Annotated in this window: 14 protein-coding genes; 7 read left to right on the forward strand and 7 right to left on the reverse strand. The window is 76.1% G+C overall.

Annotated features, from left to right (window positions below):
- The first annotated feature begins 86 nt into the window (after window positions 1-86).
- The 3 genes from ACWEO5_RS12260 to ACWEO5_RS12270 all read left to right on the forward strand — a co-directional run bounded on the left by ACWEO5_RS12260 (window position 87) and on the right by ACWEO5_RS12270 (window position 2,559).
- Complete coding sequence (locus ACWEO5_RS12260; RefSeq protein WP_452162334.1) at window positions 87-1,280, forward strand: sensor histidine kinase; 1,194 nt, start codon at window positions 87-89, stop codon at window positions 1,278-1,280.
- On the forward strand, window positions 1,268-1,915 hold the full coding sequence (locus tag ACWEO5_RS12265; protein ID WP_452162335.1) for a response regulator transcription factor: 648 nt from the start codon (window positions 1,268-1,270) through the stop codon (window positions 1,913-1,915). Before ACWEO5_RS12260 ends, ACWEO5_RS12265 begins: the two co-directional genes overlap by 13 nt.
- 161 nt (window positions 1,916-2,076) lie before the next feature.
- Window positions 2,077-2,559 (forward strand): DUF3592 domain-containing protein, encoded by a 483-nt coding sequence (locus tag ACWEO5_RS12270; protein ID WP_452162336.1) that lies wholly within the window; start codon window positions 2,077-2,079, stop codon window positions 2,557-2,559.
- Window positions 2,560-2,562: 3 nt separating this feature from the next.
- Here the strand turns inward: ACWEO5_RS12270 and ACWEO5_RS12275 are convergent, their stop codons facing one another.
- Both ACWEO5_RS12275 and ACWEO5_RS12280 read right to left on the reverse strand, forming a co-directional pair.
- The gene (locus ACWEO5_RS12275) at window positions 2,563-4,677 is read right to left on the reverse strand and encodes an InlB B-repeat-containing protein (protein WP_452162337.1); all 2,115 of its coding nucleotides are present in this window, start codon (window positions 4,675-4,677) and stop codon (window positions 2,563-2,565) included.
- A gap of 196 nt (window positions 4,678-4,873) precedes the next feature.
- Window positions 4,874-5,887, reverse strand: a complete 1,014-nt coding sequence (locus ACWEO5_RS12280) for a MarR family transcriptional regulator (protein WP_452162338.1) — start codon at window positions 5,885-5,887, stop codon at window positions 4,874-4,876.
- Between the two features lie 56 nt (window positions 5,888-5,943).
- Here ACWEO5_RS12280 and ACWEO5_RS12285 point away from each other — a divergent pair, with 56 nt between their 5' ends.
- Window positions 5,944-7,233, forward strand: a complete 1,290-nt coding sequence (locus tag ACWEO5_RS12285) for an MFS transporter (protein WP_452162339.1) — start codon at window positions 5,944-5,946, stop codon at window positions 7,231-7,233.
- Between the two features lie 178 nt (window positions 7,234-7,411).
- Here ACWEO5_RS12285 and ACWEO5_RS12290 read toward each other — a convergent pair whose 3' ends face one another.
- The gene (locus tag ACWEO5_RS12290) at window positions 7,412-8,059 is read right to left on the reverse strand and encodes an HD domain-containing protein (RefSeq protein WP_452162340.1); all 648 of its coding nucleotides are present in this window, start codon (window positions 8,057-8,059) and stop codon (window positions 7,412-7,414) included.
- Window positions 8,060-8,140: 81 nt separating this feature from the next.
- On the opposite strand from ACWEO5_RS12290, the gene ACWEO5_RS12295 reads away from it, so the two are divergent.
- Window positions 8,141-9,085, forward strand: a complete 945-nt coding sequence (locus ACWEO5_RS12295; protein WP_452162341.1) for a GlxA family transcriptional regulator — start codon at window positions 8,141-8,143, stop codon at window positions 9,083-9,085.
- A 126-nt stretch (window positions 9,086-9,211) separates the two neighbouring features.
- Here the strand turns inward: ACWEO5_RS12295 and ACWEO5_RS12300 are convergent, their stop codons facing one another.
- From ACWEO5_RS12300 to ACWEO5_RS12310, 3 genes are all read right to left on the reverse strand, one after another.
- Entirely contained in the window at window positions 9,212-10,501 is a 1,290-nt protein-coding gene (locus ACWEO5_RS12300; RefSeq protein WP_452162342.1) for an amidohydrolase family protein, read from the reverse strand.
- Between the two features lie 209 nt (window positions 10,502-10,710).
- Window positions 10,711-11,754, reverse strand: a complete 1,044-nt coding sequence (locus ACWEO5_RS12305) for a S66 family peptidase (RefSeq protein ID WP_452162343.1) — start codon at window positions 11,752-11,754, stop codon at window positions 10,711-10,713.
- A 54-nt stretch (window positions 11,755-11,808) separates the two neighbouring features.
- Window positions 11,809-12,756, reverse strand: coding sequence for a zinc-binding dehydrogenase (locus tag ACWEO5_RS12310; RefSeq protein ID WP_452162344.1), 948 nt, complete (start codon window positions 12,754-12,756; stop codon window positions 11,809-11,811).
- 180 nt (window positions 12,757-12,936) lie between these two features.
- Between ACWEO5_RS12310 and ACWEO5_RS12315 the strand changes: the two genes are divergently transcribed.
- The gene (locus ACWEO5_RS12315) at window positions 12,937-13,500 is read left to right on the forward strand and encodes a DUF4240 domain-containing protein (protein ID WP_452162345.1); all 564 of its coding nucleotides are present in this window, start codon (window positions 12,937-12,939) and stop codon (window positions 13,498-13,500) included.
- A 13-nt stretch (window positions 13,501-13,513) separates the two neighbouring features.
- On the opposite strand, the gene ACWEO5_RS12320 is transcribed toward ACWEO5_RS12315, so the two are convergent.
- Window positions 13,514-14,050 (reverse strand): nucleotidyltransferase, encoded by a 537-nt coding sequence (locus ACWEO5_RS12320; protein ID WP_452162346.1) that lies wholly within the window; start codon window positions 14,048-14,050, stop codon window positions 13,514-13,516.
- Window positions 14,051-14,411: 361 nt separating this feature from the next.
- Here ACWEO5_RS12320 and ACWEO5_RS12325 point away from each other — a divergent pair, with 361 nt between their 5' ends.
- Window positions 14,412-14,891 carry a VOC family protein gene (locus ACWEO5_RS12325; protein WP_344554230.1) on the forward strand — a complete coding sequence of 160 codons (480 nt, stop codon included), beginning with the start codon at window positions 14,412-14,414 and terminating at the stop codon, window positions 14,889-14,891.
- Window positions 14,892-15,045: the final 154 nt, after the last annotated feature.

Consider the following 15,045-nt stretch of genomic DNA (forward strand, 5'->3'; position numbering starts at 1 on the left):
TCCGGATCGGTGGTGGTGCTGGCTTCACCACCGATCCGGATGCCGGCGTGAATGACCGTCCGTGCACGGGTAGTTATGGTGAGTGGATGCGTCTCCCCATCGAGGTGCGCCGTCGGCTCGTCCGGGCCCGTCGGCACACCGTGTTCCTGGCCGTGGGCATCCCGGTGCAGTGGGCCTCGGCCCTCACCGCGTTACTCGTGCTGCCGGTCCCGCTGCTCACCGCCGTGCAGCGCCACCGCTTCCGGTCCCTGCTCGGGGTCGAGGTTCCGCACGGCGACAGTGAGGGCGAGGGCGACGGGGAGCAGCGGGGGGCCGGGCGGCCGGGGGGCCGGTTCGCGTTCCGGTCGGCGCGGCGGCAGGCGGTCTACCACCTGCTGGTCGGTCCGCTGGTGGCGCTGGGCGCGGTGGCCGTGCTGGGGCTGCTGCTGCTCGGCCTGGCGGCGTCCACGGTCCTGCTCTGGATGCTGCTGCTGCCGTGGCAGTGGCGGATCGACCACCCCGGGTACAGTACGCAGGCCTGCTACCTCACCGTCGCCGGGCTGGCCGTGCTCTGGCTCGCGCTCCGGCTGGCCGACGCCCTGGTCGGGGCCGACACCCGCGGCGCGACCCTGCTGCTGGGTCCCAGCCGCGCCGAGCGGATGGAGCGGCGGATCGAGGACCTCGCCGAGAGCCGGTCCGGCGTGGTGGACGCGGCCGACCTGGAGCGCCGCCGGATCGAGCGGGACCTGCACGACGGCGCCCAGCAGCGCCTGGTGTCGCTGGCGGTGAACCTCGGCATCGCCAGGGCCACCCTCGGCGACGACCTGCCGGTCGGGGCGCGCGAGGTGATCGACGCGGCGCACCGGGACGCAAAGGAGGCCATTGCGGAGCTGAACGACCTGGTGCGAGGCCTGCACCCGGCCGTCCTGGAGGACCGCGGGCTGGACGCGGCGCTCTCCGGCATCGTCGCCAGGGTGCCGGTGCCGGTGCGGCTCGCGGTGGACCTTCCGGAGCGGCCCGCCCCGGCGGTGGAGGCGGTCGCCTATTTCGTGGTGTCGGAGGCGCTGACCAACGTGGTCAAGCACGCGCGGGCGTCACGGGTCGATGTCTCGGTCGAGCGGATCGGCGGCACGCTGCTCCTGGTGGTCTCCGACGACGGCGTGGGCGGGGCGAGCGAGTCGGGCGGCAGCGGACTGGCCGGGCTGGTGCGGCGAGTGGCGTCCGTGGACGGGAAGTTCTCGCTCAGCAGTCCGGTGGGCGGTCCCACCGTCATCACCGTGGAGCTGCCGTGCGCGCGGTGATTGCCGAGGACTCGGTCCTCCTCCGGATCGGTCTGGTCCGGGTGCTCGAAATGGCCGGGTACGAGGTGGTGGCCGAGGCGGGTGACGCCGACGGGCTGCTGGCGGCGGTCGAGCTGCACCGGCCGGACCTCGCGGTGGTGGACGTCCGGATGCCGCCGCACTTCGCCAGCGAGGGGGTCCAGGCCGCCCTGCTGATCCGGCAGCAGTGGCCCGGCACCGCCGTCCTGCTGCTGTCCCAGTACGTCGAGGAGCGGTACGCGGCCGACCTGCTCTCCCGCGACACGGCCGGGGTCGGGTACCTGCTCAAGCACCGGGTCGCCGACGTCGAGGAGTTCATCGAGGCGCTGCACCGGGTGACGGCCGGCGGCACCGCTCTCGACCCGCAGGTGGTGTCCCAGCTGCTGGCCCGCCGCCGGAGCGCTCCGTTGGACCGGCTGACCGCCCGCGAGCGCGAGGTGCTGGAGATCATGGCCGGCGGCCGGTCGAACGCCGGGATCGCCGAGCAGTTGACGGTCACCGAGAGCACGGTGGCCAAGCACATCAACAACATCCTCGCCAAGCTCGACCTGCCCGACGCCGAGGCCGACCACCGCCGGGTGCTGGCGGTGCTGCGGTTCCTGGGGATCGGCGCCTGACCGCTCCCGCGCCGTTCGTCCCGGCCGGGTCGCCGCCGCGTCACGGGAGCGTCCCGGCTGCCGAAATCCCCTTGGCCCGCACGGCCGCCACGGGCACACTCGTACGACTCCGGTGCCGATCAGCGGCCCCGGGAGACGGACGGAGCGAGGGAAGACACCCCATGGCCGACACGGCGATGCTGGTGGCAGGACTGATCACCGGCCCGGCCGGGCTCGCCGTCCTGGGAGCCGGGATCCCCGGCGCGCTGCTGCGGGGGCGCCGCTGGACCTCCGAGGGGCTGACCGCCGAGGCGCGCTGCCTGGAGACGTACGTGAAGAACCACCGGCACGAGGACCATTCGACCTCCTCCCGCTGGGCGATCGTCGAGTACCGCACGCCCGACGGCACCGCGCACCGCTCCCACCTGCTGGCCCGCGACCTGGTCGTGGGCGACGAACTGACGGTCCGCTACCGGCCCCGGAACCCGAAGAAGACGTTCCGCGCGGGCGAGTCCGTGGGGACGGTCGCCCTGGTGGTGCTCTGCGTGATCGTCGGGACGGCCCTGCTCACGGCGGCCGCCATCACCCTGTCCAAGGGCCTGCAACCCGACCCGCCGGCCCTGGACCGCTGGGGGTACCCCGTCGGCTACCACTTCTCACGCTAACGCTCAACGAGCCTCCCGCCGACGGCGGTTGCGCGCGAACAGCAGCACCCCGACGCCGACCAGCCCGCTCAGCGCCGTCCCCGCGACGACCGTGCCGACCCCGCCCGTCCCGGTCGCGGGCAGCCGCCCGCCGTGCGGGTGCGGCCGGGGCCGGTCGGTCGGCCCGGGGTGCGGCGTGGGCGACGGCACGGGGCTGGGCGTGGGCGCCGGCGACGGGCTCGGGCTCGGGCTCGGGCTCGGCGAAGGCGAAGGGGACGGCGACGGCGACGGGGTGACCACCTCGACCGGGACGTCCGGACTGCGTGAGGCCAGCCACTCGTGCCCGGTCGGAGCGTACTCGGCGCGCAGCAGGTGGGTGCCCACCGTCGGGTGCGGGTACGTCAGGACGGCGCGCCCGTCCGGGTCCAGGGTCGCGGTGCCGACCGCGACGCCGTCCACGTACAGGGTGACGGTGCCGGGCGGGGTGCCCGCGGCCGGGTCCTGGGCGGTGACGCGGATGTCGACGGGCAGGTCGACGCCCTCCCGGGGGGTGCCGCGCGGGACGAGGGCGGTGGCGGTCTCCGCGATCCACTGGGCGTAGACGGTGCGGTCGGCGTCCAGCGGGGTGTCGGGGCCGATCTCGACGTTCTGGCCGCTGCCGTCGGCGGCGGTGTTCCAGCCCTGGAAGGCGAAGCCCGGCCGGGTCGGCGGGGGCGGGATGACCCGGGCCCCGGCGGCGAAGGTGGTGGCGAACACCCGGACGGCCTCGGTGGGGGCGCCGCCGTTGGCGTCGAAGGTGACCAGGAAGTTGTTCGGCCGCACGCCCATCCGCTCCCACTGGACGCCCGCGGTGGGCAGTTGGATCGCCCCGTTGTTGACGACCAGTCCGTTGCTCGCGCCGCCGCTGAGCAGCGAGCCGTCGCCGGTGACGGTGGTGCCCGCGGGGACGCGCAGCGCCGCGCCGCCCGGGATGATCAGTCTGGCGGGGGCGTTGACGGCCAGTGAGCCGAAGCCGCTGGCGGAGTTGCCCTGGCCGACGGCGGAGGAGGTGTACGCGGCCCGGTTGACGGCGGTGACGGTACCGCCGTCCAGGACGACCGCGCCGCCGGTGCCCTGGTTGCCGCCGCCGATGCCCGCGCCGGTGCCGACCGCGGTCGCGGTGACGACGGCGTCGTCCCGGACGGTGAGCGAGCCGCCCGAACCGCCGGAACCGCCGCCGATGCCCGCGGCGTTGGTGGCTCCGGTGGCGGTGACGCGCGCGGTGCCGGCGATCAGGACGGTGCCGCCGTTGCCGCCGACCGGTGGGGTGGTCCGCCTGGCCTGTCCGCCGCCGATGCCCGCGCCGCGTCCGGTGCTGGTGGCGGTGACGGTGGCCGCGCCGTCGATGGTGAGCCGGCCGCCGTCGCCGCCGTAGTAGCCGCCGCCGATGCCCGCGCCGCCGTCGCTGCTGGCGGTGACGGCGGCGCGGTCGGTGATTCGGATGGTGCCGCCGGGGCTGTAGTCGCCGCCGCCGATGCCCGCGCCGTCGGTGGCCTCGGCGGTGACGACGGCGTTGCCGGAGATGGTGATGCTGCCTCCGCTCCCCCGGTCGCCGCCGCCGATGGCGGCCCCGAACTGGCCCGCGACGGCGGTGACGTGGGCGTCACCGGTGATGGTGACGGTGCCGCCCTCGGGATGGTCCGCGTCGCCGCCGATGCCGGCGGCGGCGTTGCGCTCGGCCGAGGCGTGGACGTTCGCCCGGCCCTGGACGACCAGGGTGGCTCCGTTGACGACGATGCCCGCGCCGTCGGTGTCCGGGGCCTCGGCGGTGAGCGTGCCGGGGGCGGCGGTGGTGTCGGTGAGGGTGAGGGTGCTACCGGCGCCGAGCCTGACGCCGGCGGTGTCGAGGTCGTGGCCGTTCAGGTCGAGGATGAGCGCGGCCCCGTCGGCCAGTCGCAGGTCGGCGGCGGCGCCCTGGGCCAGGTCGGCGTCCAGCTCGGCGTGCCCGCCGACGCCCGCCGGGTTCGCGAACGCGCCGCTGAGCGCCGCCCAGCTGCCGACCCCCGCCGCGAACGCGGGCTGCGGCAGCACGCTCCAGGTGGCCGCGACGGCGGCGGCCGCCGCCAGGGCGGCCCTGCTCGGGCTGGTGGAGTTGCGCATGCCCCAGCGTAGGCGGATGATCTCCCTCCGCTTACGGACGGCCGGGATCGACGGCGTGTCCCCTGTCGCGCGGTGCGCGCCCCGGCCCGCTCAGCCGATCGGGTCACGCATCCGTCCATCCGTCCATCCGTAGGCCCGTATGCCCGTACGCCCGTACGCCCGTACGCCCCTATACCCGTACGCCGGTCCCCGCCCGTCAGGGGTGCCCGTTCCCCGCCCGCAGGGCGGCGCCGAGCGGGGTGGGGCGGTAGTGGACGTGGCGGCCGTGGCGGGTGCGTTCCAGCAGGGCGGCGGCGTGCAGGGCGGTCAGGTGGCGGCTGACGGCGGCGGGGGTGACGGCGAGCCGGTGGGCGAGTTCGGTGGTGGTGGCGGGGCCGTCGTCGGCGAGCATCACCAGCAGGCGGGCGCGGGGCGGGCCGAGCAGCGCGGCCAGGGCCCGCGGGGCGGGGGGCGGCGGGCATTCGGCGAGGGTGGCCAGGCCGCGGGAGGCGTAGACGATGTGCGGCGGGGCGTCGCGGTCGAGCATGGTGGAGACGCCGTCGGCGAAGCAGCTGGGGGTGAGCAGCAGCCGGCGGCCGTCGACGGGGATCTCGTCGGGGGCGGACGGCCAGGGGCCGCCGCGGCGGATGGTGAGGGTGTCGTCGGCCCAGGAGAGGCGTTCGCTGATGCCCCGGAACAGGGCGTCCGCGCCGCCCTCGGCGAGGGTGCGGGCCCGGTGCGCGAGGTCGGCGGCCAGCACGGTGCGGGCCCGGGGCCACCACTGCGGGAGCAGGCAGGTCTCCCAGTACGCCTGCAGGGCGTCGGCGAGGTCGGCGAGCAGCCGGTCGGGGTGGCGCAGGCCGTCGGCGAGGACGGGCGGGACGGGCTCGCCGAGCGGGTGGAAGGTCTGTTCGATGCCGGGGCGCAGCCGGGCCGGGTCGGTGGCGCGCAGCGCGGCGAGCTCCTCGCGCAGCGCGGGGGCGGGGACGGCGGGGCGCGGGGTGAGGAAGTCGGGGACCCAGTAGCGGCGGCGGGCGACCAGCGAGAGCAGCAGCGGGCGGGCCGTCAGCTGCTCGAAGGCGGGGCGCAGGCCCTCGAAGGCGGGGCGCAGCGCGGGGAAGCGGCGGGCGTGCGGGGTCCACATCCGCAGGCTGAGCACGGCCTCCTGGAGCGGCGAGTACGCGAAGGAGGTGGCGGCGAGGTCGGCGAGGCGGAGCCGGAAGCGGATCATTGACCTCCAGGGTAAATCCATTCCGGCCCCGGGCGGCGCCGGGTGTGCTGGGCGGCATGAACGTGAGCACCGCTTCCCCGCCCCTGTCCCCCTCCGCCGTCCGGTCCGCCCCGACCGCGCCGGTGGTACGCCGACTGGCGGCGCTGCTGCTGGTCAACGCGGTCGGCAACGGCCTGTTCCTGACCGTGGGGACGCTCTGGTTCACCCGCGGCCTGGGCTTCTCGGCCGGGGTGGTGGGCGCGGCGCTGACGGCGGCGGGCCTGTGCGGGGTGCCGGCGGCGGTGCCGGTGGGGCGGCTGTGCGACCGGCTGGGCGCAAAGCCGGTGCTGGCGGTGGTGCACGTGCTGCAGGCCGGAGCGACGGCGGTGTTCGCGTTCACCTCCTCGCTGTGGCTGTTCGTCCTGCTGGTGTGCGTGACGGGCGCGGCCTCCCGGGCCAACGGGGTGGCCCGCTCCACCCTGTACGCGCACGCGCTGCCCGCCGGGGCCCGGACCAGGGCGCTGGCCGTGCTGCGGGCGCTCAACAACGTCGGCATCGGGGCGGGCGCGGCGCTCGGCTCCCTGGTACTGGCGCACGGCGGGCGGGGCGCGCTGCGGACGGCGGTCTGCGCGAGCGCGGCCGCGTACCTGCTGGCGCTGCTGCCGCTGCGGGCCGTGCCGACCGGGGCCGCGCCCGCGCCGGACGCCGCCCGGACGGTGGCGGCGCGCCCGCTGCGGGACCTGCCGTTCGTGGGGGTGGCGGTGCTGAACGCGGTGGTGAACACGCTGTACGTGGTGCTGGAGGTCGGCCTGCCGCTGTGGACGCTCGGCCACACCGCGGCCCGTCCGGCGGTGACGGGCTGGCTGCTGCTCACCAACACCGTGCTGGTCGCGCTGCTCCAGGTGCTCGCGGTCCGCCGGGTGTCCGAACTCGCGGGCGCGGCAAGGTCGTTCCGGCTCGGCGGACTGCTGGTGGGCGCGGCCTGCCTGACCGTCGCGGGGGCCGCCGGACGGACGCCGGGGGTGGCGGTGGCGGTGCTGCTGGGAGCGGTGGTGCTGCTGACGGCCGGCGAAGTGCTGTCCCAGGCGGGCAGCTGGGCCCTCTCCTACGGCCTGGCCCCCGAACACGCCCACGGCGCCTACCAGGGCGTCCTGCACACCGGCGTCGCCCTCGGCCAGGCCCTCGCCCCCGCTGCCCTCACCGCCCTGGTCCTCCCCCACGGCACCACCGGCTGGGCCGCCCTCGCCGCAGTCTTCGCCTGCGCGGCCCTCGCCCTCCCCCCGGTGGCCCGCCACGCAGCGCACCGCAACGCGGCACAGGAGCCGGCCACGACGTCAATCAACAAGGTTCACGCATCCGCAGGTTGACACGACAAACCAACCCGTGGGCCCCTCACCTTCCCCAACGCCCCTCCGTCGCCCCCCACTCCAGCCCCGTCACCCCCGACTCCGCCCGCTCCCGGGCCAGTTCACCCGCCCCCTCACCACACCCCCCGACCTGCTCTCCCCTCTCCATGCCACCATCCCCCACCGCCCCCAACGCCCCTCACCTTCCCCAACGCCCCGCCGCCGTCCCCAACTCCAACCCCGTCACCCCCGACTCCACCCGCTCCCGGGCCAGTTCACCCGCCAGGGTGTAGCGGGCCGCGGCCTGCGGGGAGCGGGCGGCATGGGTGGTGATGGCGTCGACGAGGGCGGTGGACATGTCGAGGCGGGGGTGGTCGCGGTGGACGGCTGCGCCGTGGGCGTCGGTGAGGTGGGCGGTGTCGATGCCGAAGTCGGCGGTGACGCCGCGGCGGGTGAGGCGGGCGAGGGGGCCGCGGCGGTCGGGGATCCGGGCGGAGGAGTGCAGGGCGATCGCTTCCCAGACCTGGTCGACGGCGGTGGCGGGGTAGCCGTGCCGGGTGAGGAACTCGGCGGCGAGGTCGGCGCCTTCGAGTTCGAACCGGTCCTGTCCGGGGGCGTCCGGGGAGGTGCCGAGGTCGTGCAGGAGGCAGGCGTGGAAGAGCAGGTCGTCGTCGTAGTCGGTGCCGGGGGTCAGCCGTTCGTGGTCGGCGAGGAGCCGGGCGAACAGGTAGCTGCGCACGCTGTGGTGGGCGACGGGCGGGCTGACGGCGGCCCGCAGGAGGTCGAGGGCGGCGGTGGCGACGGGGCCGGCGGGCAGGGCGGGGACGAGCGGTGCGGGTGTGTTCACGGCCCCGACCGTACGGCGGCCGGCCGGGCGCCCGGCAGTGGCACGGGTGCCGTCGACCGATAGGATCGTGCCGTGGAGTCCGTGTCGCGAACGCACCGGGTGGTGGTGCTGGCCCTGCCGTGGGTGCTGCCGCTGGACCTGGGCATTCCCCTCCAGGTGTTCGGGAGTTGGCCGGACGCGCCGTACGCGCTCGCGGTGTGCGCGGAGCGGCCGGGCCGGGTGCCCGTGCACGGCGGGCCCGAGCTGTACGTGCCGGACGGCCTGGAGTTGCTGGGCGACGCGGACACCGTGGTGGTCCCGGGGTGCGCGGAGCTGTCGCCGCCCGGGCCGGAGGTGCTGGCGGCGCTGCGGGCGGCGGCCGGTCGGGGTGCCCGGATGGTGTCGATCTGCACGGGCGCGTTCGTGCTGGCGGCGGCCGGGCTGCTGGACGGGCTGCGGGCGACCACGCACTGGCAGCACGCGGCGCAGCTGGCGGCGGCGCACCCGCGGGTGACGGTGGATCCGAAGGTGCTGTACGTGGACGAGGGCGCGGTGCTGACCTCGGCGGGCGTCGCGGCGGGGCTGGACCTGTGCCTGCACCTGGTGCGCCGCGACCACGGGACGCGGGTGGCCAACCAGCGGGCCCGGACGCTGGTGACGGCGCCGCAGCGGGAGGGCGGGCAGGCCCAGTACATCGACCTGCCGCTGTCGGCGGCGCCCGGCGCGGGCCTGGCCCGGCTGCACGAGTGGGCCCTGGACCATCTCCATCTGCCGCTCTCCGTGGACGAGTTGGCCCGTCGAGCCGGGGTGTCGCGGCGCACCCTGATCCGCCGTTTCCACGCGGGGACGGGGCTGCCGCCGATGCGCTGGCTGCTGGAGGCCCGGCTGGCCCGGGCCCGGGAGCTGCTGGAGTCGACGGACCTGACGGTGGAGGCGGTGGCGCACCGCTGCGGGCTGGGCACGCCGGGGAACGTCCGGGCGCTGTTCCGCGAGCACGTGGGCGTCCCGCCGAGCACCTACCGGGCGACCTTCCGCCCACTCTCCTGAGCCGGGTCCCGCCCTCCTGAGCCGGGTCCCGCCCTCCTGAGCCGCACCCGCCCTCCTGAGCCGGGTCCCGCCCTCCTGAGCCGCGCCCGCCGCCCTGAGCCGCGCCCGCCGTCCTGAGCCGGGTCCTCAGCCCAGCGTGTTCTTGTGCACCGTGCCGCCCTTGACGATCAGCCGGAGGTTGCGGCCGGGGTCGGCGAGCACGGCGAGGTCGGTGGTGGGGTCGCCGTCGACGACCAGCAGGTCGGCCCAGGCGCCGGGGACGAGGACGCCGAGCGGGGCGTCGCGGTAGGGGTCGCGGCGGCCGGCGAGGCGGAACAGTTCGGCGTTGCCGGAGGTGGCGAGCTTGAGCACCGCGACGGGGTCGAGGTACTCGCCGAGGCGGACCAGCATCTCGTTCTGCCGGTGGGCGAGGGAGGGTTCGAGCAGCAGGTCGGTGCCGAAGGCGAGCCGGACGCCGTGCTTGAGCGCCCAGCGGAAGGTGGTGCCGACGCCGTCGCAGACCTGGCGGTTCTTGGCCCGGCTGTCGGGGTTGTCGAAGTGGTGGTCGTCCTCGGCGAAGGGCTGGGTGCTGAGCCAGACGCCGCGTTCGCCGAGCAGCCGGACGGTGGCCTCGTCGGCGAGGTGGCCGTGCTCGATGCAGCGCACGCCCGCGTCGACGGCGCGCCGGACGCCCTCGGAGGTGTAGACGTGCACGGTGACGTAGGTGCCCCAGTCGGCGGCGGCCCGGACGGCGGCCTCCAGTTCGGCGGGCGTGAACTGCAGGACGTCCAGCGGGTCGTAGGCGGAGGCGGCGCCGCCCCCGGCCATCAGCTTGATCTGCGCGGCGCCGCGCTTGAGCTGCTCGCGCACCGCGGCGAGGACGCGTTCGGGGCCGTCGGCGACCCGCATCAGGCCGACCTGCTCGGCCCGGGACGGCGGCCCGCCGAGCGCGGTGGGCGGGTCGTAGACCATGCCGAAGTCGCCGTGCCCGGAGGTCTGCGAGAGCGCGGCCTGGCTGGGGTAGATCCGCGGCCCGGGGAACAGTCCGGCGTCCAGGACGCGGCGCAGCGGGTCGGTGTCGCCCGCCAGGTCGCGGACGGTGGTGAAGCCGCGCATCAGCATGGCCCGGGCGGCGGCCAGTGCCTGGTAGTAGACCGCGCCGGTGGGCGCGAGCTGCAGCCCGGCCATCGTCCCGCCGATCAGCATCAGGTGGACGTGGGCGTCGGTCAGCCCGGGCATCAGGGTGCGGCCGCCGCCGTCGATCACCGTCCCGGCGGCCGGGCCCGCGGGCGCGGGGTGGCCGAGCACGACCTCCGCGATCCGGTCGCCCTCGGTGCGGAGGTGGCCGGGCACCGCCTCGTCCCCGATCCCGTCGAAGACCCGCACGTTGGTGATCAGCAGCCCGCCCGGAGCGGCGGTGGACGTGTCAGAAGCCATGCCCCCATGCTCGTCCGCCCGCCCGGGCCGCACCCGCCGGTTCGGCCGGACGTGGGCGCGCCGCACGGGGGTTCGGCGGCCAGAGCGGCGTGCCCGGTCCGTTCGTCGGGCTCGTCCCGGTGGTCGGTGAGTCCGGCGGCGGCCGCCTCGGCCGGGACGCGGCCGGCGTGGACGCAGTGCCCTTCGTGCGTCGGTGCCCTTCAGGGGGTTCAGTAGGTGACGGTGATCCGGCGGGCCGGGCCGTCGACGCGGATGCGGCCGCCGTAGGGGACGACCAGTTGCGGTTCGGTGTGGCCGAGGTCGACGTCGAGGACGGCGGTGGCGTCGGGGGCGTAGGTCTCCAGGGCGCGCAGGACGGCGGCGCGCTGCTCGGCGCGGTAGCGGGCGCGGCCCTCGGCGTCGTGCGGGTGCTCGAAGGTCCAGGCCATGGCGCGGCCGACCAGGACGGCGGGGAACTGCCGGAGCAGGCCGCGTTCGCCGAGGTTGCGGAGCATCCGGAACACCTCGGTGGCGCTGGGCAGTTCCTCGGAGGTCTCCAGGAACAGCACGCTGCCGGCGTGCTCCTCGGCGGGGCGCAGCCGGTCGGCGGCGGCCATCCAGTGCAGGATCTCCAGGTTGCCGCCCCAGCTGGTGCCCTCGACGACGCGGTCGGGGCGGTGCCAGTGCCAGCCGGTGGCGGGCTCGGCGGCGGGTTCGCGCGCGAAGGTGGCCGGGTCCTCCCAGCGGCCCAGGACGGTGCTGGTGTCGGCGGCCTCGGTGAGCTCGTACGTGCCGCCGGTGAAGAGCGCGGCGCGCAGCGAGGCGTCGGTGAGCGGGTGGACGGCGTGCGGGCGGCCGAGCTGGGTCATCAGGGCGGCGCCGTGGTAGCCGACGATGCCCTGGCGGTGCAGGAAGTCGAGCAGGTTGGTGTTGTCGCTGTAGCCGAAGAAGGGCTTGGGGTTGGCCCGGATCAGCTCGGCGTCCAGGTGCGGGACGACGGTGATCTGGTCGTCGCCGCCGAGGGTGGCCATCACGGCGGTGACGGTCGGGTCGGCGAACGCGGCGTGCAGGTCGGCGGCGCGCTCGGCGGGGGTGGCGTCGAGCTTGCGGGTGGTCGGGTACTCGACCGGTTCGAGGCCGTACTCCTCGCGCAGCCGGCGCAGTCCGAGTTCGTGCGGGAGCGGGAAGGCGCCCGGTCCGGCGAAGCCCGGGGAGACGATCGCGATCCGGTCGCCGGGCCGGGGCTTGGGCGGGTACGCGGGCTGGTCCGTCATGCCGGGATGCTAACGGCCCGGGCGGGCCGCCCACGACCGGATATGCGGAGCGGTTCAGAGGCGGACGTCCAGCAGGGTCTTGCCGAGGGTGGCGCGGACTTCGATGGCGCGGTGGGCGTCGGCGGCGTGCTCCAGCGGGAAGCGCCGGCCGATGACGGGGCGCAGCCGGTCGGCGGCGGCTTCGGCGAGGACGTGGGCGGTGGCGGCGCGGATGCGTTCGGGGGTGGGGCGCAGGTGGAGGACGGTGAGGTCGCGGGCGGCGGCCTCCTCGTCCGGGAGTTCGGTCCAACTGCCGCTGGCCAGGCCGAAGCTGAGGATCCGGCCGCCGTCGCGGAGCAGTCCGGCGGCGGTCCGGCCGAGGGTGCCGCCGACGCCGTCGAGGACGAGGTCCACGGGGGCGAGGTCGCGGATCCAGTCGGGCCGCAGGTAGTCGGCGGTCTCGGCGGCGCCGAGTTCGGCGGCGAGGGCGAGTTTGCGGGGGCCGCCGGCCGCGGCGAGGACGCGGGCCCCGGCGGCGGTGGCGAGTTGGACCAGCAGGGTGCCGACGCCGCCGGCCGCGGCGGTGACCAGGACGCGCTCGCCGGGGGCGGGGGCGGCGGCCTCCAGCAGCAGGCGGGCGGTGCGGCCGTCGGCGAGCAGCGCGGTGGCGGAGTCCAGCGGGAGGCCGTCGGGGACGGCGTGCAGGCCGTCGGCGGGGACGACGGCGAGTTCGGCGTAGCCGCCGCTGCCACCGGTGGAGGAGACCACCCGCCGTCCGAGCCAGGCCGGGTCGGCGCCGGGGCCGAGGGCGGCGACGGTGCCGCCGACGCCGTTGCCGGGGACCATCGGGAGGGCGGCGGTGAACGGGCCGAGGCCGGTGGCGCGGAACTGGGTCTCGACAAAGGTCAGGTTGGCGTGCGCGACCTCGATCAGCACCTGCCCCTCCCCCGGCACCGGATCGGGGGCGGTCCCCGCCACCAGCACCTCGGGCCCGCCGAACTCCCGCAGCCACACCGCTCGCATCGCGCCTCCACCCGTTCGCGGGCCGGTCGTTCCGTCCCGGCACCCATCCTGTGACGTCAAGCGGACTTGAGGTCAAGCGGACCGTGCGGCGGGCCGGGTGCCACCGGCAGTGGGCGGATCCGGCAGTGGGCGGATCCGGCGGCGGGCGGAGTGTCACCGGCGGGTGCCAGGATCCGGGCCATGGACATGGACGGATTCTGGGCCCTGGTCGAGTCGAGCGCGGCGGGCGGCCCGGCCTGCGAGCGGGCCGAGCGGCTGACCGCGCGGCTGACCGGCCTGCCGCTGCCCGAGGTGCTGGAGTTCCAGCTCCGCCTGGACGAGGCCCGCGCCCCGCTGGACACCCCGGGCACGCTGGCGGTGGCGGAGGTGGTGCTGCGCGACCTGGTCAGCGACGACACCCTGTGGTACTTCCACGTCTGGCTGCTCGGCCTGGGCCGCGCGGCCCACCACCTCGCCGCGCACGACCCGGACGCGCTGGCCGACCACCCCGTCTTCCGGCAGCTGGCCGCGCGACCGTACGAGCAGTGGGACGACCACGACTTCCCGGAGTGGGAAGCGCTGGACTACTGCGCCCACTACGCGTACGAGCAGCTCACCGGCGAGGAGGACGGCCTGGAGGAGGCGTTGGAGGAGATCGGCCACGACAGCCCGTGCAACGCCGAGTTCGACGAACCGGTGTGGACGCCGGAGCAGCGGGCCGCCCGACTGCCCCGGCTCACCGCGCTTTTTGGCGAAGCGATCTGACCTGCCGTCAGTTTTACCCCGTTCCGTCCAGAGCCCGTTCGATCAGTGCGCGGGTGAACGGCCGGGCCTGCTCGGCGCGTTGGGCTCGGACCTCTGGGGTGAGGACGGGCGGGGCGCCCAGCGCCGGGAGGCGGCCGATCGGCTCGCGCTTGGCGATCAGCCGGCCCTCGCGCAGCGCGGCGGTGGCGCGGGCGGCGGTGACCGGACCGCGGTCGACCCGGACGTCGCGCAGCCACGGCTCGGGGCGGGCGGTGATCGGGTGCCAGTAGTCGCGCAGGCCGGCCCGGACGAAGGCGTGCAGTGCGGCGTCGCTCACCGGCAGCAGCAGCGCACCGGGCCGCTCGCCCGCCAACACCTCTCCCCCGTGCAGGAGTTCGCGCCGGGTGACGGCGGTGACCGGGCGCCGCATCGGCTCGCTCCGGGCGAAGGCGAAGTGGGCGGCGGCCGGGTCGGCGGGCGCACCGGTCGGCAGGTGGCCGCAGTGCAGTCCTACCGCGTCGGGCTCCTGTTCGATCAACTCCCGGTGCAGTGCGGCGAGTCGGCCCAGCATCCGGCCGTCCGGGGCGGCGGGGAGGACCGCGACCAGGGCGAGGTCGCTGCGCCCGTGCCGGTAGTCGCCGAGCGCCGACGAGCCGCGCGCCCACCGCGCACCCTCCGCGCGCGCACCGGGGTGACGGCGGCCGGCCGGACGGCGAACTCCGCCAGCGGCGGTGCGGCCAGGGCGCGTTGGGCGGCACCGGCGGCAGCCAGCCCGACCGCGGACGGGTCCGGAAGGGTCCGGAAGGGTCATGGTGCCCGTCCTGACACGGCCGGGCGGACGCGCCTGCGCCGCCGGGCGCCGCCGACGGCCTACCGTCGGAGCGGTCCGGTCGTCCGGCCGGGCGACCGTCCGGGAACGGAGGACCCTTCCGATGGCACAGAAGATCACCACTTTCCTGTGGTTCGACGACCAGGCCGAACAGGCCGCCGAGTTCTACGCGTCGGTGTTCGAGTACGGCCGGGTGACCGACGTGCAGCGCTACTCGGAGGCCGGGCCGGGCGAGCCGGGAAGCGTGATGCTGGTGTCCTTCGAACTGTTCGGGCAGGAGTTCCTGGCCCTGAACGGCGGCCCGCAGTTCCCCTTCACCGAGGCCGTCTCACTGCAGGTGGACTGCGCCGACCAGGCCGAGGTGGACCGCTACTGGGACCTGCTGACCGCGGACGGCGGCGCCCCGGGCCCGTGCGGCTGGCTGAAGGACCGCTACGGCCTGTCCTGGCAGATCGTGCCCCGCCGGATGACCGAACTGCTCGCCGACCCGGACCCGGAGCGCGCCCGCCGGGCCACCGCCGCGATGCTGCAGATGGGCAAGCTGGACGTCGCCGCCCTGGAGGCCGCCGCCGACGGCGGCTGACACCGCGCCGACCGCCGACCGCCCATCGGCCACCGCCCGCCCTGCCCGCTCGACTCCCTCGGACCGACCCCGACCGGGCGAACGGGGATCCCGGGCGGACTGCGGTGGCCCCGGGCGTGGTGACGGGCCCGGACCGGCCGGTGAACAGGGCTCG

The organism is Kitasatospora sp. NPDC004272 (assembly GCF_053603035.1).